We start from the raw sequence: 22,816 nt of genomic DNA on the forward strand, positions 1-22,816 counted from the left end.
TCATCATTCACTGCGTCGACCCTCAGCGCTGCGGCGCCGGTGCACCACCGTCGCGCGGACCGCCATGGCGCGGGCCACCGTGCATCGGGCCCTTGGCGGCGTCGAACTCGGCCTTGCTCAGCTGGCCGTCCTTGTTGGTGTCGGCTGCAGCGAACCAGGCATCACGATGCTGCTTCATGCGCAGCTCGCGGTCGGCCTTGTCCAGATAGCCGTCCTTGTTCAGATCAAGCTGGTCGAAGCGCGCGGCCAGGCGCGGATCGGCCTTGGCTTCCTCGCGGCTGATGCGGCCGTCCTTGTTGACGTCCAGCTTGGCCCAGCGCTCACCGCCGTGGCCACGGCGGCCATGCTTCCAGCGCGGCAGCTCATCGCGCGAGAGCTTGCCGTCCTTGTTTTTGTCCAGCTCGTCGAACTTCACGGCCAGGCGCGGGTTGGCAGCGGCTTCGCCACGGTCGATGACGCCGTCGCCGTTGGTGTCCAGCTTGGCCGGACGCTGCGCGGGCGTGGTCGGGGTGTCGGCAGCGAGCGCGATACCGGAAGCGGAGGTGCCGAGCAGCAGGGCCAGCAGCAGGGGGGTACGGATCATGAGGTCACTCCTGGGGATGGGAACAGCGTCGGGGTGATCACTTCACCCTCGGGGGACAACAACGCCCGGACGCGACATCGGTTGACGCCGCCGCCAGTTCCATTCATCCGGCGGACAGTCGCCGCCACTGCGACAGGCTGGGGCTATGCTGTGCCCATGGCGATGCATGGCGACAGAGACGACGAACTGCGACTTTTCCAGACCGGCGAGCACCCCTGCGGGTACTGGTCGGACCGGGTGGCACGCGACCTGGTGCTGGACCCGAACGACCGCCGCCTCGGTGCGCTCTATCCGCTGGCACTGAGCTGGGGCTTCCGCCGCAGCGGCGACCTGGTCTACCGGCCGCACTGCGCGCACTGCCAGGCCTGCGTGGCAGTGCGCATCCCGGTGGCCCGCTTCGCCCCGGACCGCAGCCAGCGCCGCTGTGCCGCCCGCAATGACGACCTGGAGGTGCGGATCACCGCCGCCACCGCCCGTGACGACCTGTTCGCGCTGTACCACCGCTACCTCACCCACCGCCACGCCAACGGCGGCATGGACGACCATGGCCCGCACGAGTTCGAGCAGTTCCTGATCGGCAGCTGGTCGCACACCCGCTTCATGGAAATGCGCCTGCCCGGCCACGACGGCCAGCCCAGCCAACTGCTGGGGGTGGCGGTGACCGACGTCACCGAGCACGGCCTGTCGGCGGTCTATACCTTCTTCGACCCGGATCACGCCGCGCGCGGGCTGGGCACCTTCGCGATCCTGCAGCAGATTGAATGGGCGCGTCGCGAGGGCCTGCCACACGTATACCTGGGCTACTGGATCCGCGGCCACCAGAAGATGGACTACAAGCGTCGCTTCCATCCGCTGGAGGCCTACGATGGCCGCCGCTGGCACGATTTCGACAACGAACTGGACGGGCGCTGACAAACCGCTGACACCGGGCCGGGTGCAGAATAGGGGGATGAACGCCAAACCCCTGATCCTCGCCCTGGCCCTGCTCTGCGGCGCCACCGCCCCCGCCTTCGCCACGTCCCCCGCGATGACCGAAAAGCCGTCCACAGCACTGCGCCTGGCCACCTACAACACCTCGCTGTACTCCGACGACGCCGGTGGCCTGATCAAGGAGCTGGAAGGCGACAGCGAGCACGCGCGCAAGATCGCTGCGGTGCTGCAGCAGGTTCGCCCGGACCTGGTGCTGCTGAACGAATTCGACTTCGACGACGCCCATCGCGCCGCCGACCTGTTCCAGAAGCGCTACCTGGAAGTGGCCCAGCCCGGCGGCGGCAAGCCGCTGCACTTCGCCTACCGCTACCTGGCCCCGGTCAATACCGGCGTGCCCAGCGGCCTGGACCTGGACAACAACGGCGTGGTCGGCGGCGAAGGCCGCAGCCGTGGCAACGATGCCTGGGGCTACGGCCTGCACCCGGGCCAGTACGGCATGCTGGTGCTGTCGCGTTACCCGATCGATGAAGCCAAGGTGCGCAGCTTCCAGCTGCTGAAGTGGAGCGCGATGCCCGGCGCGATCCGCCCGGTGGATCCGCGCACCGGCCAGAGCTTCTACAACGACCAGGTGTGGTCGCAGCTGCGCCTGTCGTCGAAGTCGCATTGGGACGTGCCGGTGAAGACCTCGGCCGGCGTGGTGCATGCGCTGGTCTCGCACCCGACCCCGCCGGTGTTCGACGGCCCGGAGAAGCGCAACGCGGCGCGCAACCACGACGAGCTGCGCCTGTGGCAGGAATACCTGTCCAAGGGTGACAAGCCGTGGCTGTGCGACGACAAGGGCCAGTGCGGCGGCCTGGCGCAGGACGCGCGCTTCGTGATCCTCGGCGACCTCAACAACGACCCTGTCGATGGCGATGGCCGCCATGAGGCGATCGTCGAGCTGATCGAGAATGCCCGCGTGCTGCGCTACCCCACCCCGCGCAGCATCGGCGGCGAGCAGACCAGCCTGGCCTATGCGGCCAAGGGCATCGAGCGCAAGGGCGCGCCGTTCCACGCCACCGGCGATTTCGGCCCGAAGTCCGGCACCATGCGCCTGGACTACGTACTGCCCTCGACCGGTTTCGAGTACATCGGCAGCGGCATCTTCTGGCCGGCCAATGAAAGCCCGGAGGCGAAGATCGCCGACGGCAGCGACCACCACCTGGTGTGGGTGGATGTGAAGTAATAAAAAGGGGACGGAGGGGATTAAGTCGTTTGTGCCACAAACGACTTAATCCCCTCCGTCCCCTTTTTTGCTTTACGGGCGCAGTTCGACGCCGATGGCGTCGGCGGCATCACGCGCGATGGCGCGTGCTTCGTCAATGGTTTCCGCGCGCGCCAGGGTCACGCCCACGCGGCGATGGCCGTGCACGCTCGGCTTGCCGAACAGGCGCACGGCGGTATCCGGCACCTGCAATGCGGCGGCGACGTTGTTGAAGTACGGCACGCCCTCGCCGTGTGCCAACAGCGCGCACGAGGCCGACGGACCGCTCTGGCGGATCACCGGGATCGGCAGGCCGAGGATGGCGCGCGCGTGCAGCGCGAACTCACTCAGTTCCTGCGATACCAGCGTCACCAGACCGGTGTCATGCGGGCGCGGCGACACCTCGCTGAACCACACTTCGTCGCCCTTCACGAACAACTCCACACCGAACAGGCCCCAGCCACCGAGGTCGTCGGTGATCGCGCGCGAGATCTCTTCCGCGCGCGCCAGTGCCGCGCTCGACATCGGCTGCGGCTGCCAGCTTTCGCGGTAGTCACCGTCCTTCTGCAGGTGGCCGATCGGTGCGCAGAACGATGTCCCGCCAGCGTGGCGCACGGTCAGCAGGGTGATCTCGTAATCGAAATCGATGAAACCTTCGACGATGCAGCGGCCAGCACCGGCACGGCCGCCGGTCTGCGCGTACTCCCATGCCGGGGCGATGTCCGCCTCGCTGCGCAGGGTGCTCTGGCCCTTGCCCGAGGACGACATCACCGGCTTGACCACGCACGGCAGGCCGATGGCGGCCACGGCAGCACGGTACTCGGCCTCGGTATCGACGAAGCGGTACGGCGAGGTCGGCAGGCCCAGGGTTTCGGCGGCCAGGCGGCGGATGCCTTCGCGGTCCATGGTCAGGCGCGCGGCGCGCGCGGTCGGGATCACCCGCAGGCCCTGTTCCTGTTCCAGCTGCACCAGGGTCTCGGTGTGGATGGCCTCGATCTCCGGCACTACCAGGTGCGGCTGTTCCTGTGCGATCAGCGCGCGCAGCGCCATCGCGTCCAGCATGTCGATCACGTGCGCGCGGTGCGCAACCTGCATGGCCGGCGCATCGGCGTAGCGGTCGGCCGCGATCACTTCCACGCCCAGCCGCTGCAGCTCGATGGCCACCTCCTTGCCGAGTTCACCCGAGCCCAGCAGCAGCACGCGGGTGGCGGAGGGAGACAACGGGGTTCCAAGCTTGGCCATGGCGGTTCCAGCAGCGATGTGAAGGCGGGTGGGCATTCTAGCTGGCCGGGCACCCCGGCCATGGCATCCGACGAACGGTAGTCGACAAGTGATATCACTTTGATATCTTCACTTCGAACCCTCAAGGACGTACCGCCATGAAAGAGAAGTCGCTTGCCTCCCTCAACGGCCTCGGCACCCTGGCCGGATCCCTGCTGGCCGCGCTGGCCGGCGGCGCGCTGTTCGTGCTGGGGGTGGCGGCCAAGGCCAGCACCGGCTCGCCCAACCTGCTGCTGATGCTGGCCGGCGTGCTGGTCATCGCCGCCGCGGTGTTCATCCTGGCCGGCCTGTACACCATCCAGCCCAACCAGGCGGCCGTGCTGAGCCTGTTCGGCAAGTACGTCGGCACCGTGAAGGACAACGGCCTGCGCTGGAACAACCCCTTCTATGCCAAGCGCCGGGTCAGCCAGCGCGTGCGCAACTTCGAGAGCGGCAAGCTGAAGGTCAACGAGCTGGACGGCAGCCCGATCGAGATCGCCGCCGTGATCGTCTGGCAGGTGATCGACGCCTCCGAAGCGGTCTACAACGTGGACGACTACGAGAGCTTCGTGCACATCCAGTCCGAATCCGCGCTGCGTGCGATGGCCACCAGCTATCCCTACGACCAGCACGAGGACGGCCAGCTGGCCCTGCGAAGCCATGCCAACGAGATCTCCCAGCACCTGAAGAACGAGCTGGCCGAGCGCCTGGCCGATGCGGGTGTGCAGGTGATCGACGCGCGCATCAGCCACCTGGCCTACGCCGCTGAAATCGCCCAGGCGATGCTGCAGCGGCAGCAGGCCAACGCGGTGATCGCCGCGCGCACGCGCATCGTGGCCGGTGCGGTCGGCATGGTCGAGATGGCTCTGGCCGAACTGCAGAAGAACGGCGTGGTTGAGCTGGACGAGGAGCGCAAGGCGCACATGGTCAGCAACCTGCTGACCGTGCTGTGCTCGGACCGCGGCACCCAGCCGATCGTCAATGCCGGTTCGCTGTATTGAGCCACACTCGCAACGGGGCGCCCCACCGCCCCGCCAGGAGCCCCCATGAGTGAGAAGAAAGCCTATCCGCTGCGCATCAACGCCGAGGTCCTGGCCGCGGCGCAGCGCTGGGCCGACGACGAGCTGCGCAGCCTCAACGCGCAGATCGAATACGTGCTGCGCGACGCCCTGCGCAGGGCAGGACGCCTGCCGAAACCCACGCCATCGCCGGAGGACAAGGAATGAGCACGCGCTGGAGTTACCAGACCATCGAAGTGAAGACCACGATGATGGGCACCCTGAAGGCCGAGGACATCCAGAGTGAACTGACCCGCCAGGGCCAGCTTGGCTGGGAACTGGTCAACGTCATCATCCCGGCCCCGATGCGCCCGGCGATGCTGGTGTTCAAGAAGGAGGCCTGAACCATGGGCGGCAGCGACCCCAAACCCTTTGACGTGGCCGAGAGCTCGCCGCTGCGCGTGCTCTGGATCGTGCTGCCGCTGCTGGCTGCCTTCGTGGCCTGCCTGTACGCACAGCTGTACAAGGCACCGGCAGGCGCCCCCTGGATCGAAGTGACGCTGTCGCCGCCCTGGTTCCGGATGGGCGGCAGTGCGGCATGGAGCCTGATCGTCATCGCTGTACTCGCTGTCGGGCTGGGAGCCGCATTCTTCCGCCGCCGCGTGGCGCTGGCCGGCAACGTGCTGGACGTGCACTCGACGATGTATCGGCGGCGCGTGCCGGTGGCGCAGCTGCGGCTGGACCAGGCCGAGGTGGTCGACCTGCAGCGTGACCGCCGCTACGGCATCCGTGTCAAAACCAATGGCTATTCAATGCCGGGCTTCTACTCGGGCCACTTCCGCCTGCAGGGCGGCGGCAAGGGCTTCGCCCTGGTCACCGACCGTGCGCGCGTCCTCGCCCTGCCGGTCAGTGATGGCAGCACGCTGCTGCTCAGCGTGGACCGGCCGCAGGCCCTACTCGATGCACTGCGCAAGGTGGCCGCGTCGGCGCCACGGCAGTAAGCTGCGGCGATGCAACGACGCGCCCCCCTGCTGATCAATACCGAGGCCATCGAGCTGTGGCCCGCCCACCTGCTGCGTGCACGCAGCAACCTGGATGCACGCCTGCTGTCGCAGGCGCACTGGGTGCTGCGGCGCAAGCGCGATGGCCGCTACCTGGCGGCGGTACTGGCGCAGGGTGTGCACGCCATGGCGCCGCGCCTGCCACGCGAGCCCGGGGTCGAGGAAGCACTGGCGCTGCTGGATGCCGCGGCAGCGCGGCCCTTCGCCGCCGGGCTGGAAGAACAATGGCTGCCGCTGGCCGGGTTGCAGCAGCGCCTGCAGCAGCTTGGCCTGGATGCACAGCGCTACGCAGACGGCAGCGGCTTGCCGCTGGAATCCGAACCGTGCCTGCTGCACTTCGCCGGTCGCGACCGCTTCGCCCGCCCATTGTGGCTGCGCCGTGGCGCCGCGCAGGGCTGGCGGCGGATGCAACTGCACGCGGCACAGGACGGAATTGCGCTGGACGCGATCTCCGGCTTCCGCAGCCATGCCTACCAGCTGGGCATCTTCGAACGGAAGCTGGCGCGCGGCTTGAGCGTGGCAGAGATCCTGAAGGTGAATGCCGCACCGGGGTTCAGCGAACACCACAGCGGCCACGCGCTGGACATCGGCACGCCGGGCGACGCGCCGGCCGAAGAATCGTTCGAAGCCACCGACGCGTTCGCGTGGCTGCAGGCCCATGCCGGTGAGCACGGCTTCCATCTGAGCTACCCCCGCGACAACCCGCACGGAATCGTCTACGAACCGTGGCACTGGTGCTGGAAGCCGGCCAACGGCTGAGCCCCTCGTGGCGAAAGCTTGGGGCAATCAGTGCATGGCCGCAGGATGGAACAAGAGAGCAAAGACAAAAGCGGGTCGCTTCGCTCGAAGCCGAGCATGGCTCGGCTCTACAGAAGCTGACGGCGCAGCGGTGTCGTGCTTGGCCGATCTCCGCTGCCGTCACCGCCTCAACGCATTGATCCCCAGCAACACCCATCCGGCCATCATGCTGGTGCCCCCAATCGGTGCCATCCGCGTCGGCCACTGCCACAACGCGCCGCCCACCAGGCTGCCGGAAAACAGCAGCACACCCAGCAGCAGCACGTACAGCGCCAGGTGCGCGATCGCTCCCTGCGCGCGCGGTCCGAGCGCCACCAGTACCGCACCATGCGCGAACGCATACAGCGCCGCCATGTTCAGATGCTGCTGCGCCAGCGGGTCGGCCACACCGTGCGAGGCGTAGGCCGACAGGCCGATCGAGGCGGCGGCCAGCAGCGCACCCAGGCAGGCCAGCAGCGAAGGCTTACGTGCGCGACGTTCGAGATTGAACATGTGGGCTCCTTGCGCAGCGCCCTTGCCGGGCGCCAGATGAAAAAAAACGCGCCGCAATGAGCGGCGCGTTTTCGTGTCCAACACTACATGGGTCAGCCGAAGCTTACTTGACGGCCCAGTAGATGTCGTAGGTACCTTCCGGGGTGAACGACTTGTCGATGCCGTCCTTCCAGGTTTCGTACGGACGGTCGATCACTTCGTTGCCGGAAGTCACGGCCCAGGCACGCAGACCGTTGCGGGCCACGTCCAGACCCGCCATGTGGCCGGTGTAGGCGGCATGCGCCGAACGGTGCGGAGCCACATGCACGTACTTGACCGGAGCGCCACCGTCGATCTTGACGGTCAGCTCTTCAGCGGTGGCACCTTCAGCACCCTTCTTCTTCACCGGCTGGGCGATGTCGAAGGCGTACTTTTCCTGACCGAAGTCGGTGGTGATGATGCGGAACGGACCGGCGGCTTCAAGGCCATTGGCCTCCATCACGCGCTTGATCCACTCCTGGTTGTCCTTGATGGACTTGGTGATCGTGTCCTGACCACGGTCCACGTTACCGGCGTTGACGACCAGCAGGTCTTCAGCCGGCACGTCGACGATGCCCAGATCGGTCAGCGGGGCTTCCGGGGTGCGGTAGTCCACGTTCGGGACGGTGGCCAGCATGTTGGCCATGCGCGACAGACCCATCTTGATGTCGTCGCCGATCTGGCGGCTGACATACAGGCCTGCATAACGGCCGAACAGGTCAAAGCCGTACTTCACCGAGTAGTCCTGGGTGATCTTGACGTTGCGGCCACCCTTGCCGGTCGGCTCCAGCGTGAAGGTGGTGATCTTGTCGTGACCCTTGGTGGCGTCATCGATGGCGATCGCAACACGCTTGTTCTCTTCGGCTTCGGTGATCTTCCAGGAACCGGTGCCCAGGTCCTTGGAGGTGAAGTCGAGAGTGGCACCGACGCCGGAGGCCGGGCCGGACAGCTTCAGTTCAACGGCGGGATCGCGCAGTACCAGCGGGTTCCAGTCCTTGAAGCGGCGCAGGCTGCTGACCGTGTCGTACACGATCGTCATCTTGCGGTTGGTCTCGATGCTTTCGGTGATGTGACGCTCGCCCGGCAGACATACGCCAATGATGACGAACAGGCCAGCCACGATCCCCAAGGCGATCAGGAACTCGATAATACGGGTCATTCAGAGAGTCTCCGGGGCCGATCCCACGGCCGGGTTGATTGAAGCGAAGCGCCAATCCTAGCAGGCTTCGCGGGCATTGTTTATCGGGATTGGCGCACCGGTTTCCCTGCCGGCTGCGTATTTGTATGGACAAAGAATTCGAAGGGTACCGCATACCGATACCCGTGAAGTAGGGGGCAACCCCACCCGAGGGCCATGCCTGGGCCTCAAGTCATTGTCCTGAAAAGGTTTTCCTCAGACCAGCTGAAGCTCGAACGCCTTCAGTACGGCACGCGTACGGTCGCGCACGCCCAGCTTGGACAGGATGTTGGACACGTGGTTCTTGATGGTGCCTTCGGCCACACCCAGCGAATTGGCGATCTCCTTGTTGGAGAAGCCACTGGCCATCAGGCGCAGGATCTCGGTCTCGCGGTCGGTCAACGGGTCCGGCCGGTCCAGGCTGACGAACTCGTTGCGCATGTGCTCCAGGCCGGACAGCAGGCGCTGGGTCACGGCCGGCTGCACCAGCGAACCGCCTTCGGCCACGGTGCGGATGGCACCGACCAGCTGCGCCAGGGTCACGTCCTTGAGCAGGTAGCCCTTGGCACCGGCCTTGAGCCCGGCCAGCACCAGCTGGTCGTCGTCGAAGGTGGTGAGGATGATGGTCGGCGGCAGCTGCTCCTGGCGCGACAGCACCTGCAGCGCCTCCAGCCCGGACATCACCGGCATGCGCATGTCCATCAGCACCACGTCGGGACGCACCTGCGGTATCAGCTCGACCGCCTGCCGGCCATCGCCGGCCTCGGCCACCACCTCGATACCGTCGTCGAGCGCCAGCAGGGAGCGGATTCCCTGCCGCACCAGGGTTTGGTCGTCGACCAGGCAGACGCGAATCATCAACGCACTCCTTCAGGAACCTTGGTAAGGGCGGCCACCAGCACCGTTGCCGGCACCGTCGCCCGCAACCGGAAGCCTTCACCGGGCCGGGTTTCGACCTGCAGCTGGCCACCACATTGTTGCAGGCGCTCGCGCATGCCGCGCAAGCCATTGCCCACATTGACCATATCCGCGCCGACACCGTCGTCGCGGGCCTCCACCACCACCCGGTCGGGGGCTTCACGGTACACCTTGATCCACAGGTGGCGGGCGCCGGCGTGGCGCACCGCGTTGGTGATGATCTCCTGGGTGCAGCGCAGCAGCACGTGGGCCCTCTGCGGGTCCTCCACGTTCAGCGGATCCTCGATGTCCAGCTGGATGTCCAGCGAAGGCACATTCTCGGTCAGCGGGCGCAGTGCCGCGGCCAGATCGATAGCGCCGGTCTCACGCAGCTGGCTGACCACCTCGCGCACGTTGCCCAGCAACAGCTTGGCCAGGGCGTGCGAGCGCTTCACATGGTCCAGCGCCTGGCCCTCGGCCAGGTGGCCGGCCACTTCCAGGTTCAGGGTCAGCGCAGTCAGCTGATGCCCCAGAAGATCGTGCAGCTCACGCGAAATGCGGGTTCGCTCATTGACCCGGGCGCTTTCGGCCAGCAGGGCGCGGGTGGCGCGCAGCTCCGAATTGAGCCTTCGCTGCTCGTCGCGGGCCTGGGTCTGCTGTCGCGCGACAAGGCTGGTCACGAAGATGAACATGGAAAAGCCGCCATACAGCAGCGATTGCATCACGGCTTCGAACAGCGGGAAGTGCAGCAGCATGTAATAGACCGGGGCCACCGCCAGCTGGCTGACCAGCAGCCACAGCACGCACAGGCGCGCCGACAGCATCCACGGAATGACGCCGGCAGCCACCATCATCAGGATGCTGCCAAGGCCGGAACCACTGAGGTAGCTGACGCCCAGCGCCGAAACCGTCAGCAGCAGCAGCAGGCCGCGGTCCAGCCAAGTGGTGTGACTGTCGCTGTCGCTGCGCAGGAGGCGGGTCAGCCAGTAGTACGCGGCGCCGAAGGACAGGTAGGCGACGAACAGCAGGATCGCCCAGCTGCCCATATCGCTGCGGCTGTGCAGGTTCTCGAACTGCGAGTACGCCAGTGGCAGGCCGACCATGACCCAGGTAAACAGGCCGGCCAGACGGAGGACGCGGGTATGGCTGAGGACTCCCAACATGCCAGCACTCTACGGGCCCGGCCTGCGTCGCGCACTCCCACGGAAGTCATGCATCTGCGGCCCCCTGTTCATGCCGCAGCCCACCCCGGGCATGCAATAATCGTGCGCAGGGTCCAATTTGACGGACCAACCGCGTTACCCCACGGAGTCACAATGTCGATTGTCATCCGCGACGTGCGCGAGCACGAGCTCGATTCCGTCCTGGCTTTGAACAACAACGCTGGCCTGGCCATCCTTCCCCTGGATGCGGCCCGCCTGCGCCTGTTCTACGAAACCGCTGAGTATTTCCGCGTCGCCGAGCGCGACGGCAACCTGGCCGGTTTCCTGATCGGCTTCGGCAGCGACAGCCAGCACGACAGCAGCAACTTCGCCTGGTTCAAGCAGCAGCTGGACACCCCGTTCTTCTATATCGACCGCATCGTGGTCGCCAGCCGCCGTCGTGGCGGTGGCGTCGGCCGTGCGTTCTATGCCGACGCGCAGAGCTTCGCCGAGCTGCGCTACCCGCAGATGACCTGCGAAGTCTTCCTCGACCATGGCGCCGATGCCGCCCTGCTCTTCCACGGCAGCTTCGGCTTCCGCGAGCTGGGCCAGAACACCATGCCGCAGGTCGATGTGCGCGCCAGCATGCTGGCCAAGGAACTGTGCAGCTACCCGTGGGTCCAGGAGACCTACGGCGGCAAGCTGCCGGATGTGGCATGGACACGTGCCCGGCAGCTGCCGGCGCAGGCACAGCGGCCGACGGGGACCTGAGCGTGGCGGTGAATTTCGATTACGAACAGGCCGGTGAACTGAAGATCGGCCAGGTGGGCATCGCCAACCTGCGCATCCGTACCCTTGATGTCGAACGCCTCGTGCAGGAAATGCGCGAACGCGTCACCCGTGCGCCGAAACTGTTCGGCCGCGCCGCGGTGATCCTCGACTTCGGCGGCCTGAGCCAGGTGCCGGACGTGGCCACCGCGCAGGCGCTGGTCGATGGCCTGCGCAGTGCCGGCGTGCTGCCGGTGGCGCTGGCCTATGGCACCAGCGCGGTCGACCTGCTCTCGCAACAGCTCGGGCTGCCCCTGCTGGCCAAATTCCGCGCCCAGTACGAGCGTGCCGAGGCCGAGCCGGCTCCGCCGCCGCCCGCGCCGGAACCGCGTCGCGCGGCCCGTGCCGAACCGAAGCCGGCGCCGGCCACGCCGGTGGCCAAGGTCGCCGACGCTGCCGCACCGCAGCCGGGCCGCATGCAGCTGGGCAACGTGCGTTCGGGCCAGCAGCTGTACGCTGAGAACTGCGACCTGACCGTGATGGCCACCGTCGGTGCCGGCGCCGAAGTCATCGCCGACGGCAGCATCCATATCTACGGCACCCTGCGCGGCCGCGCGCTGGCAGGGGCCCAGGGCAACACCGCGGCACGCATTTTCTGCCGTGATTTCCATGCGGAACTGGTGGCCATTGCAGGCCACTACAAGGTACTGGACGATGTCCCGGACAACCTGCGCGGCAAAGCCGTGCAGGTGTGGCTGGAACAGGACCAGATCAAGATCGCTGCGCTGGACTGACGCAGCTCCAAACTCATGCAGAACCAGGAGAAGTCCTTTGGCTGAAATCATCGTAGTCACCTCCGGCAAGGGCGGCGTCGGCAAGACCACTTCCAGCGCGAGCCTGGCCTGCGGCCTGGCACGGCGCGGCAAGAAGGTGGCGGTGATCGACTTCGACGTCGGCCTGCGCAACCTCGACCTGATCATGGGCTGCGAACGCCGCGTGGTGTACGACTTCGTCAACGTCGTGCACGGCGAAGCGACCCTCAAGCAGGCCCTGATCAAGGACAAGCGCTTCGAGAACCTGTACGTGCTGGCCGCCTCGCAGACCCGCGACAAGGACGCACTGACCCAGGAAGGCGTGGGCAAGGTCCTGAAGGACCTGGCCGCCGACGGTTTCGATTACATCATCTGCGATTCCCCGGCCGGCATCGAGAAGGGCGCCTTCCTGGCGATGTACTTCGCCGACCGCGCCGTGGTGGTGGTAAACCCGGAAGTGTCGTCGGTGCGCGACTCGGACCGCATCATCGGCCTGCTCGATTCGAAGACCCACAAGGCCGAGTCCGGCCAGGACGTGCCGGCCTTCCTGCTGCTGACCCGCTACACCCCGCTGCGCGTGGAAAGTGGCGAGATGCTCAGCATCGCCGACGTCGAGGAAGTGCTCGGCCTGAAGGCGATTGGCGTGATCCCCGAGTCGGGTGACGTGCTCAACGCCTCCAACAAGGGCGAGCCGGTCATCCTGGATGTCGAGTCCGCTGCCGGCCAGGCCTACGACGACGCCGTCGCGCGCATCCTCGGCGAAGAACGCCCGATGCGCTTCACCAACGTCGAGAAGAAGGGCTTCTTCAGCAAGCTGTTCGGAGGGTAAGCATGGGCCTGTTTGATTTCCTCAAAGCGAAGAAGACCACCGCCGAAACCGCCAAGAACCGCCTGCAGATCATCATCGCGCAGGAACGCAGCAACCGTGGCGGCCCCGATTACCTGCCGCTGCTGCAGCGTGAGCTGCTGGAAGTGATCAAGAAGTACGTGAACATCGACGTCGATGCGGTGAAGGTCGACCTGGTGAAAGATGGCCAGCACGACGTGCTGGACATCTCCGTGGCGCTGCCTGAAGGCCCGGACAAACCCTGATCTCCTGCCCCGCCCGTGCCTGCATGGGCGGGGCTGCCCAACCGCATGACCGATACGACAACCGCCGTGGACATCACCTGCGTGGGCGACATCGCCTTCGCCGATGCGCAGCGCCTGCTCGCCGCGCATGGCCTGCGGCTGCACCACGTCGCGGCCGGTGAACCGATTCCCGGCAGCTACTGGGGCGAGCCCGAGGCCGGCATCATCGCCAGCAACGTGTATGTGCGCGACGACACTCCCGTACATTCGATGCTGCACGAAGCCTGCCACCTGATCGTGCTGCCGCCGGAGCGGCGTGCGCAGGTGCATACCGACGCCACCGACTCGGTGGCCGAGGAAGATGCCACCTGCTACCTGCAGATCGTGCTGGCCGGGCAGCTGCCGGGTGTTGGCACTGCGCGGCTGATGGCCGACATGGATGCCTGGGGGTATACGTATCGGCTGGGATCCACCAAGGCGTGGTTTGAACAGGACGCCGAGGATGCGCGGGCGTGGTTGATCGAACGCGGGTTGCTGCAGGCGGCGTAACCGCCATCCACGCATGGCGTGGATCTACTGTAGAGCCGAGCCCATGCTCGGCTGCTCTTCGCTGTCACGAGCGCGAATGCAAAGCCAGAAGCAGCCGAGCATGGGCTCGGCTCTACAGGATCACCCCTGCCCGGCCAGCGCGCGCAGGGTAATGCCGACGATGTAGGCCAGGTACGTGCCGGTCGCATAGCCCATCGTGCCCAGCAGCACGCCCACCGGCGCCAGCGCCGGATGGAACGCGGCCGCCACTACCGGCGCCGAGGCCGGGCCACCGATGTTCGATTGCGAACCGATCGCGAAATAGAAGAACGGCACCTTCAGCAGCTTGCCCAGGCACCACAGCAGCACGATGTGCACGGCAATCCAGATCAGGCCGAGCAGGAACAGCCACGGGCGATCCAGCAGCGCCAGCAGATCCATCTGCATGCCGATGCAGGCGATCAGGAAATACAGCAGCAGCGAGCCCAGCCGCGAGGCGCCCGCCCCTTCCAGGGTACGTGCACGGGTGAAGCTCAGGCTCAGGCCCAGCGAGGTCGACAGCACCACCACCCACACGAACGGCGCATCCAGGCTGAACTGCGAAGCCCAGCTGACGTTGGCCTTGAACCACGCCGCCAGCGGCGCGCCGATGGCGTGCGACAGGCCCACGCCACCGAAGGCCACCGCCACGATCAGCATCAGGTCGGTAAGGCTGGGAATGCGCTCGTGCTCGGCCTGGAAGCGCGCGATGCGCTCCTTCAGTTCATCGATGGCCGAAGTATCGGCGCCGCTGCGTGCATCAATCTTCGCGGCGCGTCCGGCCAGGAAGATCAGCGCGGCCATCCACACGTAGCCGACACCCACGTCGACCACCGCGAACTGGCCGAACGTGGTGGCGTTGACGTCGAACACTTCGCGCATCGCCAGCATGTTGGCACCGCCGCCGATCCAGCTGCCCGCCAAGGCGGCCATGCCGGCCCAGGTGTCACCGGCCACGGTTTCCGGATGCACCGCGCGCATCAACAGGAACGCCACCACCGCGCCGAGCATGATGCTGGCCGACGCGCCCAGGTACATCAGCACCAGCTTCGGGCCCAGCCGCAGGATGCCCTTGATGTCCACCGCCAGCGTCAGCAGGATCAGCGCCGCCGGCAGCAGGATGTCGCGTGCGATCGGGTTGTAGAGCTTGGTGTTCTGGCCATCGATGAGGCCGACGGTGTTGTAGATGCCGGGAATCAGATAGCACAGCAGCAGCGCTGGCACGAACGTGTAGAAGCGCTTCCACAGGCCCTGCTCGCGCGAGGCGGTCCAGAACACGGCGCCGAGGGTGGCGGCGATCAAGCCGAAGACGACGATGTCGTTCTGGATCATGCAGGTGCTCTTGTAGAGCCGAGCCATGCTCGGCTGCTGTTGGCGAAGGTGTGCCGACCAACGGTCGGCACCCACCGGCGGGAACATCGGCACCCACCGTCGAAAACAAAAGCGCCGCCCCGAAGGGCGGCGCTGCAGTCATCAGTTGCCGATGTGCTGCTTCAGCCAGGCATTGACGGTGTCATGCCACAGGATGCTGTTGTTCGGCTTCAACACCCAGTGGTTCTCGTCCGGGAAGTACAGGAACTTCGATTCGATGCCCTGGCGCTGTGCAGCGGTGAACGCAGCCAGGCCCTGCTCGACCGGAATGCGGAAGTCCTGCTGGCCGTGGATGACCAGGATCGGCTTCTTCCAGTCCGCCACGTGGTTGACCGGGTTGAACTTCTCGTAGTTCGCGGCCTTCTGGTACGGGGTACCGCCCTGCTCCCACTCGGTGAACCACAGCTCTTCGGTGGCGTAGCCCATCATGCGCTGGTCGAACACGCCGTCATGGTTGACCAGGCACTTGAACGGGCTGTTCCAGTTGCCGGCGATCCAGTTGACCATGAAGCCACCGTAGCTCGCGCCCAGCGCACAGGCCTTGTCACCGTTGAGGAAGGAATACTTCTTCAGCGCCGCGTCCCAGCCCTTCTGCAGGTCTTCCAGCGGGCGGTCGCCCCAGTGCTGGCTGATCGCATCGGTGAAGGCCTGGCCATAGCCGGTGGAACCGTGGAAATCGATCATCACCACCGCGTAGCCCTGGCCCGCGTAGGTCTGCGGGTTCCAGCGGTAGCTCCAGCCGTTGCCGAAGCTGCCCTGCGGACCGCCGTGGATCAGGAACGCGACCGGGTACGACTTGCCTTCCTGGTAGTTGTGCGGCTTGACCACGTAGCCGTGCACGGTGTCGTTGTTCCAGCCCTTGAACTCGAACTGTTCGTAGTCACCGAAGGTCACGTCCTTCAGTACGTCGCCAGCAGCCGGGGTCAGCGCGCGCAGTTCGCCGATGGCCTCGCCCGCGGCCGGCAGCAGGCCGACCAGTACCTGGTCGTTGCTCTTCAGGCTGTTGCGGGTGATGGCCACGCTGTTGCCGGCCACGTCGACAGCAGTAACGCTGCCATCGCCAATCAGCTTGGTGGCCTTGCCGCTGGCCACGTCGATCTGGAACAGCGGGTGTTCGCCGAGGTCATCGGCAGTGGTGTAGATGCTGGCACCGTCGGCGGACAGGGCGATGCCGCCAGCCGAACGATCCCACTGCGGGGCGATCTCGCGCGTCTTGCCGCTGGCAACGTCCATTGCCATCAGGCCAAAGCGATCGGCTTCGAAGCCCGGGCGCTTCATCGCACGGTAGAACAGGGTTTTGCCGTCGGCGCTGAACACCGGGCCGGCATCCCAGGCCGGGTTGGACGCGGTCAGGTTGACCGGTGCCTGCTTGCCTGCGGCGTCGAAGCGGTACAGGTCGAAGTTGGTCGACCATGGCTCCTGCTTGCCGGCCACACGGATGCTGGCCACCACGCTGGCACCATCCGGCGACCACGCGAAATCATCGTTGCCACCGAACGGCTTGGACGGCGCGTCGCCATCGATGGTCGCGCTCAGTGCAGAAGCGCCCTTGACCGCGCCGGCCTTGGCCGACGGCAGCGGCGCCACGAACAGGGTATTGCGGCGGCCGTCGTTCCAGGTATCCCAGTGGCGCACGAACAGCGAATCGAAGACCTTGCCGCTGGCCTTGGCGCCGGCCACGTCCTTCAGCTTCTTCTCGGTGCACGCCAGATCCGAGGCGCAGGCCTGGAACACGCCGGCGCTGAACAACACGCGGTCGTCCTGCGGCGACACGTGGTAGCTGTCCACGTCCACCGGGAAGTCGGTCAGCTGGCGCGGAGCACCGCCGCTGATCGGCTGCGCGTACAGCTGCTGGCTGCCGTTCTTGGCGCTGAGGAAGTACACGGTCTGGCCATCGGCCGACAGTGAAGCGGAATTGACATTCCAGCCAGCCGGGGTGATCTGCTTCGGCGGCGCCGCATCGCGGGTGCGCAGGTTGCGTGCGAACAGCGCGGTGGAGGCCTTCAGGTTGGCGTCGACGCTGCGCTTGGCGAACACCACGGTGCCGCCGTCAGCGGTCAGTACCGGCGCGGAGACGCGGTCCATGGCCACCATGTCGCGGACTTCCAGGCCACGGGCAGCGGCAACGCTGGGCAGGGCGGCCAGCAGGCTCAGTGGCAGCAGGGCATGACGCAGTTTCATCGGGGTCTCCGCAGGACGGCAAAAAACCGATGTTAGGCCCGTGCGGCCGGGGCTGCCAAGGCCATCGGTCATGCCTGCGGGCGGGCAATCGCCAGAAACAGCAAACCGCGCCGTAGCGCGGTTTGTGGGGACACGGGGGTCGGATCCGATTCCGGCGGAATCGGCTCTGATCCCAGACGCTGTCAGCGTGGGGTCAGAGCCCTTCCCTCCGGGAAGGGATCCGCCCCCCTGCATTACGCCTTGGCGTACTTGCCAGTGCGGTAGATCAGCCAGCCGACCAGGAACAGCACGGCCAGGCCGATCCACTGTGCGCCCGGCAGGTGGAACGGCACGGCCAGCACGTCTGCGCGGCTGCTGACCACGATCGGAATCGCGATGGCGATGCCCATCAGCGCCTCGCCGGTGATCAGGCCGGCAGCGAACAGCACGCCCGGCTTGTGCACGCGGTCGCGGCCTTCTTCGTCATCGGCGCGCACCTTGTGGAAGCGCTCCACCAGGTGGGCAATCAGGCCACCGAGGAAGATCGGCACCATCAGTTCCAGCGGCAGGTAGATACCGATGGCGGCGGCCAGCACCGGCACGCGGAAGCGTGCGTTGCGCGACTTCAGCCAGCTGTCGAAGGCGATGATGGCGGCGCCGACCACGGCACCGATGCCGATGAAGGTCCACGGCAGTTCGCCACCGAACAGGCCCTTGGCCACCGAGGCCATCAGGTTGGCCTGCGGTGCAGCCAGCGCGTTCGGGTGCAGCTCGGACTTCACGCCGATGCCGTAGGCGGTTGCCAGCAGGTTCAGCACCGGGGCCATGATCAGCGCGCACGAGAACGCACCGATGCCCAGCATCAACTGCTGCTTCCACGGGGTGGCGCCGACGATGTAGCCGGCCTTGAGGTCCTGCAGGTTGTCACCGCCGACCGCCGCAGCGCAGCACACCACCGCGCCGATCATGATCGCAGCCACCGCACCCAGCGGCGCACCGCCGGCACCGACCGGCTTGAGGCCATCGGCGCCCAGCAGCACCACCAGCACGGCCGAGGCGAACAGGATGGTGGAGATGGTGATGCCCGAGACCGGGTTGTTGGACGAACCGATCAGGCCGGCCAGGTAGGCCGAGACCGACACGAACAGGAAGCCGGCGACGATCATGATGAGGGTCATCGGGATCGACACGTGCCACTGGCCGACGATGGCCTGGTACAGGGCCAGCAGCGGCAGCACGAAGACCACCAGGGCCACCAGCATCCACTTCATCGGCAGGTCGCGCTCGGTGTGCGCCAGCACCGGGCCGCCGCTCTTGCGGGCGGCGGCAAAGCCGCTCTTGACGCCGTTGAGCAGCGACTTGCGCAGCGAGATCAGGGTCCAGATACCACCGATCAGCATCGCGCCGACACCCAGGTAGCGCATCTTCGCACCCCAGATGGCAAATGCGGCTTCGGTGGACGAAGCGGTGGCGACCGACGCGGCCAGTGCCGGATCGGTGTTCATGAAGAACGCCTGGTAGATCGGAATGGCGATGTGCCAGGTCAGGATCGAACCGGACACCACCACGATGCCGACGTTGAGGCCGACGATGTAGCCCACGCCCAGCAGTGCCGGCGACAGGTTGGTGCCGATGAAGGCGGTGACCTTGGAGCTGCCGACGTAGGCCGAAGTGGCCCAGGCATCGGGAATCAGGCGCATGCCGCTTTCCGCGGCCAGCTTGACGAAGGCGCCGATCACCGCCGACAGGCCGAGGATCTTCAGGCCCGGGCCCGGATTCTCACCGGCCTTGAGCACTTCGGCCGCGGCCTTGCCTTCCGGGAACGGAAGCGGGTCTTCGACGATCATCGAACGGCGCAGCGGCACCGAGAACAGCACACCCAGCAGGCCGCCAAGGCCGGCGATGCCCAGCACCCACCAGTACTTGAAGTCCGGCCAGTAGCCCATGATCACCAGCGCCGGGATGGTGAAGATCACACCGGCGGCGATCGACGAGCCGGCCGAAGCGCCGGTCTGCACGATGTTGTTTTCAAGGATGGAGCCACCGCCCAGCAGGCGCAGCACGCCCATGGATATCACCGCGGCGGGAATGGCGGTGGCGATGGTCAGGCCTGCGAACAGACCGAGGTAGGCGTTTGCGGCCGACAGCACCACCGCCAGCACGATGGCCAGGGCCACTGCGCGGAAGGTGAGCTGCTTGGGCGCAGCGTCGTGGTTCATGGAAGCCCCTGCTGGCAAAAAATCCCTGCCACGCTAGCGTTCAGGACAGATCAAGTCCAGCGTGCCAAAGGATGGGGGCGTGTGCTGCAGCGCAATGGGCCAGTACGTGGACCGGCAATCGACCGACCCGGCAAAGTCCGGTTGGGCACGCAGCAAATGATATGTTATATCTTAATGCTACCTTGTTGTTACTGCATCGCATGCCCCCTTCCCCCTCCCCTCGCCTGGCCTCCATCGACCAGCTGCGCGGCACCGTGATGCTGTTGATGCTGCTGGACCACGTGCGCGAGACCTTCTTCCTGCAGCACCAGGTGAGCGACCCGATGGACGCGGCGACGGTCTCCCCTGCGCTGTTCGCCTGCCGTCTGCTGGCCCACCTGTGCGCGCCCGTGTTCGTCCTGTTGACCGGTCTTTCGGCCTGGCTGTACGGCCAGCGCCAGGCGGATCCGCGTCGGGCCACGTCCGCCTTCCTGCTCAAGCGCGGCCTGTTCCTGGTCGTGCTGGAACTGACCCTGGTGAACTTCGCCTGGACCTTCCAGCTGCCACCGGACACGCTGTACCTGCAGGTGATCTGGGCCATCGGCCTGAGCATGATCGCGCTGGGCGGCCTGTTGTGGCTGCCCCGTCCCGTCCTGCTGGTGGCCGCGGTCGCGGTGGTGGCCGGGCACAACCTGTTCGACAGCGTACGGCTGCAGGGCAATGGCCTGCTGCCGGTGCTGTGGAAAGTGCTGCATCAGCGCGACTGGATCGAGGCCGGTGCGCTGCGCCTGCGCACGTCCTATCCGCTGCTGCCCTGGATCGGGGTGATTGCGCTGGGCTACCTGATGGGGCCGTGGTTCGGTCGCGAGCGCGCGCCAGAGCAGCGCCAGCGATGGCTGCTGTGGGCAGGCATCGGCGCACTGGCCCTGTTCGCACTGCTGCGATTCGCCAACCAGTACGGGGATGCACCGTGGCAGTACCAAAGCAGCACGCTGCGCACATGGATGAGCGTGTTCAACATCACCAAGTACCCGCCGTCGCTGCAGTTCCTGCTGTTGACCCTGGGCGTGGGGCTGTTGCTGCTGCGCCTGTACGAATGGCCGCCACTGGCGCGCGCACTGCGCCCGCTGGCCGATATCGGCGCCGCGCCGATGTTCTTCTACCTGCTGCACCTGTATGTGCTGAAGGGGCTGTACCTGGCCGCGCTGGCGATCGGGGGACCGACGCACGGTGACCTGTACGCCCTGGATTCGGTGGCCGGCCTGCTGCTGGTGGCCTGTGCGCTGGCGGTGGTGCTGTACCCGCCGACGCGGGCGTTCGCGCGGTTCAAGGCGCGAAGGCGTGACCTGGCGTGGTTGCGGTACCTTTGAGCGGTAGCGCCGGGCCATGCCCGGCGCAGCGTAATGCCGCCGGGCATGGCCCGGCGCTACCCGGTGCGTGCCTGCGGCACGCGCCTATAATTCCGCGATGAATTCCACCGCTATCGCTTCCGACGATTTCCTAGGCCACCCCAAGGGCGTCTACGTCTGCTTCTTCACCGAAATGTGGGAGCGCTTCTCCTTCTACGGCATGAAGGCGCTGCTGCTGCTGTACCTGACCAAATACCACCTGTTCGGCGACAAGGCCGGCCTGGACCTGCTCGGTGCCTACGGCGGCCTGGTGTACTGCATCCCGGTATTCGGCGGCATGCTGGCCGACCGCTGGCTGGGCATGCGCCGGGCGGTGCTGTTCGGCGGTATCCTGCTGGTGCTCGGCCACCTTGGCATGGCCTTCGAAGGCCACGCCGCGTACCGGGTGAACGGCGAAGTGGTGCGCGACACCTCGGCACTGGCGGTGACCTACCTGTCGCTGGCACTGATCATCATGGGCGTCGGCTTCCTCAAGCCGAACATCTCCACCATCGTCGGCAAGCTGTACGCCAAGGACGATCCGCGCCGCGATTCGGGCTTCTCGCTGTTCTACGCCGGCATCAACCTCGGCGCGCTGTTCTCCTCGCTGGTGTGCGGCTTCCTCGGCGAGGCCTATGGCTGGAAGTACGGTTTCGGAGCAGCCGGTATCGGCATGCTGGCCGGCCTGGCGATGTTCCTGTGGGGCCAGAAGTACCTGCAGGGCCATGCCGAACCGCCGCAACCGGCGGCACTGAAGCAGAAGGTGCTGGGCCTGCCGCGCGAATGGCTCATCTATCTGTGCGCGGTGCTCGGTGTGCTGCCGGTGGCGTGGCTGATGTGGGCCGCCGGCAATGGCGCATTCGCGCTGGGCGGTGAAATCAGCCTGGCGCTGATGCTGATGCTGGTGGTGCTGGGCGGCGTGCTGGTCTGGTTCGCCTGGTTCACCGGCAGCAAGTGCACGCCGGTGCAGCGCCAGCAGATGATCGCGCTGATGGTGCTGATCTTCATGGCGCTGGTGTTCTTCACCATGTACGAGCAGTCCTACGGCTCGTGGGTGACCTTCACCGACCGCCTGCTGACCAAGGACATCGTGCCCTCGCTGGTGATCACCGGCGGTACGCCGCTGCCGTGGTCGATCATCTCGCTGCTGCTGGCACCGCTGGGCTTCGTGGTCAGCGCGCGCCTGTCCGAACGGCGCCCGGGTTCGGCTGCGCCGCGCACGTTCTTCGCCGCCATCGTCGTGCTGATGCTGGTGCTGCTGGTGCGCGACTGCCTGGTGATCCCGCAGACCGCAGGCTCGCTGACCTACCTGGGTGGCCTGTTCCTGGTGCTGCTGGCACCGGCCTTCGCCGCACTGTGGACGTGGATGGACCGCCGCGGCTGGGAACCGGGCAAGCCGGTCAAATCGGCCTGGGGTCTGGTGATCGGCGCGCTGTCGTTCGTGCCGCTGGCACTGGCCGCACAGCAGGTCGGCGCTACCGGCGAGATGGCCAGTGTGTGGTGGCTGGTGCTGGCCTACGTCCTGCTGGCCAGTGGCGAGATGTGCCTGTCGCCGGTCGGCCTGTCGGCGGTCACCCAGTTGGCCGTGCCGCGGGTGATGAGCCTGATGATGGGCACCTGGTTCCTGGCCACCGCATTCTCGGAGACGCTGGCCGCGCTGTTCGGCAAGCTGGCCGCGATCGAGGTGCCGGAAGGCGAATCGCTGGACATGGTGGCCGCCGCCGGCGCCTATGCGCACCTGTTCTGGCTGCTGATGTGGATCGGCCTGGGCTGTGCGCTGGCCGCCTTCATTGCCGCGCCGCTGCTGAAGAAGATGATGCACGGGGTCAAGTAAGCCCGCTGCAGGCGAAATCCGGGGCGGCGGATCGATCATCCGCCGCCC

General features: G+C 66.5%; 23 protein-coding genes. 14 read left to right on the top strand and 9 right to left on the bottom strand.

Translation table 11 applies throughout. The features are described from left to right. Positions 1–22 precede the first annotated feature (22 nt). Entirely contained in the window at positions 23–583 is a 561-nt protein-coding gene (locus N5D20_RS02875; protein ID WP_217015430.1) for an EF-hand domain-containing protein, read from the bottom strand. Between the two features lie 156 nt (positions 584–739). On the opposite strand from N5D20_RS02875, the gene N5D20_RS02880 reads away from it, so the two are divergent. Together N5D20_RS02880 and N5D20_RS02885 are read left to right on the top strand one after the other, a co-directional pair. Then, positions 740–1,495: an arginyltransferase gene (locus N5D20_RS02880; protein WP_049434612.1), complete on the top strand. Its 756-nt coding sequence runs from the start codon at positions 740–742 to the stop codon at positions 1,493–1,495. A gap of 37 nt (positions 1,496–1,532) precedes the next feature. After that, a complete protein-coding gene (locus tag N5D20_RS02885; protein ID WP_279914570.1) occupies positions 1,533–2,738 on the top strand; it encodes an endonuclease/exonuclease/phosphatase family protein in 1,206 nt (401 codons plus the stop codon). A 72-nt stretch (positions 2,739–2,810) separates the two neighbouring features. Here N5D20_RS02885 and purT read toward each other — a convergent pair whose 3' ends face one another. Then, complete coding sequence (gene purT / locus N5D20_RS02890) at positions 2,811–3,998, bottom strand: formate-dependent phosphoribosylglycinamide formyltransferase (protein ID WP_279914571.1); 1,188 nt, start codon at positions 3,996–3,998, stop codon at positions 2,811–2,813. 137 nt (positions 3,999–4,135) lie between these two features. Between purT and N5D20_RS02895 the strand changes: the two genes are divergently transcribed. The 5 genes from N5D20_RS02895 to N5D20_RS02915 are packed head-to-tail and all read left to right on the top strand — an operon-like array spanning position 4,136 to position 6,834. After that, on the top strand, positions 4,136–5,017 hold the full coding sequence (locus N5D20_RS02895; RefSeq protein WP_279914572.1) for an SPFH domain-containing protein: 882 nt from the start codon (positions 4,136–4,138) through the stop codon (positions 5,015–5,017). Between the two features lie 45 nt (positions 5,018–5,062). Next, positions 5,063–5,242: a hypothetical protein gene (locus N5D20_RS02900; RefSeq protein WP_010483358.1), complete on the top strand. Its 180-nt coding sequence runs from the start codon at positions 5,063–5,065 to the stop codon at positions 5,240–5,242. Continuing rightward, positions 5,239–5,418, top strand: coding sequence for a DUF4177 domain-containing protein (locus N5D20_RS02905; protein ID WP_010483360.1), 180 nt, complete (start codon positions 5,239–5,241; stop codon positions 5,416–5,418). The genes N5D20_RS02900 and N5D20_RS02905 overlap by 4 nt, the downstream gene beginning before the upstream one ends. 3 nt (positions 5,419–5,421) lie before the next feature. Then, a complete protein-coding gene (locus tag N5D20_RS02910; protein WP_043396750.1) occupies positions 5,422–6,015 on the top strand; it encodes a PH domain-containing protein in 594 nt (197 codons plus the stop codon). 9 nt (positions 6,016–6,024) lie between these two features. Then, positions 6,025–6,834 carry a M15 family metallopeptidase gene (locus tag N5D20_RS02915; protein WP_279914573.1) on the top strand — a complete coding sequence of 270 codons (810 nt, stop codon included), beginning with the start codon at positions 6,025–6,027 and terminating at the stop codon, positions 6,832–6,834. 159 nt (positions 6,835–6,993) lie between these two features. On the opposite strand, the gene N5D20_RS02920 is transcribed toward N5D20_RS02915, so the two are convergent. The 4 genes from N5D20_RS02920 to N5D20_RS02935 form a co-directional block, all read right to left on the bottom strand. Further along, on the bottom strand, positions 6,994–7,365 hold the full coding sequence (locus N5D20_RS02920) for a DUF423 domain-containing protein (RefSeq protein WP_010483366.1): 372 nt from the start codon (positions 7,363–7,365) through the stop codon (positions 6,994–6,996). 103 nt (positions 7,366–7,468) lie between these two features. After that, positions 7,469–8,542 (bottom strand): SRPBCC family protein, encoded by a 1,074-nt coding sequence (locus tag N5D20_RS02925; RefSeq protein WP_021203110.1) that lies wholly within the window; start codon positions 8,540–8,542, stop codon positions 7,469–7,471. Positions 8,543–8,776: 234 nt separating this feature from the next. Further along, positions 8,777–9,418 carry a response regulator transcription factor gene (locus N5D20_RS02930; RefSeq protein ID WP_005408537.1) on the bottom strand — a complete coding sequence of 214 codons (642 nt, stop codon included), beginning with the start codon at positions 9,416–9,418 and terminating at the stop codon, positions 8,777–8,779. Beyond that, positions 9,418–10,620: a sensor histidine kinase gene (locus N5D20_RS02935; protein ID WP_043396763.1), complete on the bottom strand. Its 1,203-nt coding sequence runs from the start codon at positions 10,618–10,620 to the stop codon at positions 9,418–9,420. The genes N5D20_RS02930 and N5D20_RS02935 overlap by 1 nt, the downstream gene beginning before the upstream one ends. A 153-nt stretch (positions 10,621–10,773) precedes the next feature. Between N5D20_RS02935 and N5D20_RS02940 the strand changes: the two genes are divergently transcribed. The 5 genes from N5D20_RS02940 to N5D20_RS02960 are packed head-to-tail and all read left to right on the top strand — an operon-like array spanning position 10,774 to position 13,799. Then, positions 10,774–11,370: a GNAT family N-acetyltransferase gene (locus tag N5D20_RS02940; RefSeq protein ID WP_010483371.1), complete on the top strand. Its 597-nt coding sequence runs from the start codon at positions 10,774–10,776 to the stop codon at positions 11,368–11,370. Continuing rightward, complete coding sequence (minC, locus tag N5D20_RS02945) at positions 11,316–12,161, top strand: septum site-determining protein MinC (protein WP_049434598.1); 846 nt, start codon at positions 11,316–11,318, stop codon at positions 12,159–12,161. The genes N5D20_RS02940 and minC overlap by 55 nt, the downstream gene beginning before the upstream one ends. A 37-nt stretch (positions 12,162–12,198) precedes the next feature. Continuing rightward, positions 12,199–13,008 carry a septum site-determining protein MinD gene (gene minD / locus N5D20_RS02950; RefSeq protein WP_010483375.1) on the top strand — a complete coding sequence of 270 codons (810 nt, stop codon included), beginning with the start codon at positions 12,199–12,201 and terminating at the stop codon, positions 13,006–13,008. Between the two features lie 2 nt (positions 13,009–13,010). Continuing rightward, a complete protein-coding gene (gene minE, locus N5D20_RS02955; RefSeq protein WP_004148073.1) occupies positions 13,011–13,271 on the top strand; it encodes a cell division topological specificity factor MinE in 261 nt (86 codons plus the stop codon). Between the two features lie 45 nt (positions 13,272–13,316). Beyond that, positions 13,317–13,799, top strand: coding sequence for a hypothetical protein (locus N5D20_RS02960; protein WP_010483381.1), 483 nt, complete (start codon positions 13,317–13,319; stop codon positions 13,797–13,799). Between the two features lie 120 nt (positions 13,800–13,919). Here N5D20_RS02960 and N5D20_RS02965 read toward each other — a convergent pair whose 3' ends face one another. The 3 genes from N5D20_RS02965 to N5D20_RS02975 all read right to left on the bottom strand — a co-directional run bounded on the left by N5D20_RS02965 (position 13,920) and on the right by N5D20_RS02975 (position 19,567). Further along, positions 13,920–15,149 (bottom strand): DUF819 family protein, encoded by a 1,230-nt coding sequence (locus tag N5D20_RS02965; RefSeq protein ID WP_029550672.1) that lies wholly within the window; start codon positions 15,147–15,149, stop codon positions 13,920–13,922. Positions 15,150–15,290: 141 nt separating this feature from the next. Continuing rightward, complete coding sequence (locus N5D20_RS02970) at positions 15,291–17,369, bottom strand: S9 family peptidase (protein ID WP_279914575.1); 2,079 nt, start codon at positions 17,367–17,369, stop codon at positions 15,291–15,293. Between the two features lie 233 nt (positions 17,370–17,602). Then, entirely contained in the window at positions 17,603–19,567 is a 1,965-nt protein-coding gene (locus N5D20_RS02975; RefSeq protein WP_010483387.1) for an oligopeptide transporter, OPT family, read from the bottom strand. Positions 19,568–19,767: 200 nt separating this feature from the next. Here N5D20_RS02975 and N5D20_RS02980 point away from each other — a divergent pair, with 200 nt between their 5' ends. Beyond that, entirely contained in the window at positions 19,768–20,916 is a 1,149-nt protein-coding gene (locus N5D20_RS02980) for a heparan-alpha-glucosaminide N-acetyltransferase domain-containing protein (RefSeq protein ID WP_043396768.1), read from the top strand. Positions 20,917–21,013: 97 nt separating this feature from the next. Further along, the gene (locus N5D20_RS02985; protein WP_171954014.1) at positions 21,014–22,768 is read left to right on the top strand and encodes an oligopeptide:H+ symporter; all 1,755 of its coding nucleotides are present in this window, start codon (positions 21,014–21,016) and stop codon (positions 22,766–22,768) included. Positions 22,769–22,816: the final 48 nt, after the last annotated feature.

This window comes from Stenotrophomonas sp. GD03877 (assembly GCF_029840555.1).
GTDB lineage: Bacteria > Pseudomonadota > Gammaproteobacteria > Xanthomonadales > Xanthomonadaceae > Stenotrophomonas > Stenotrophomonas geniculata.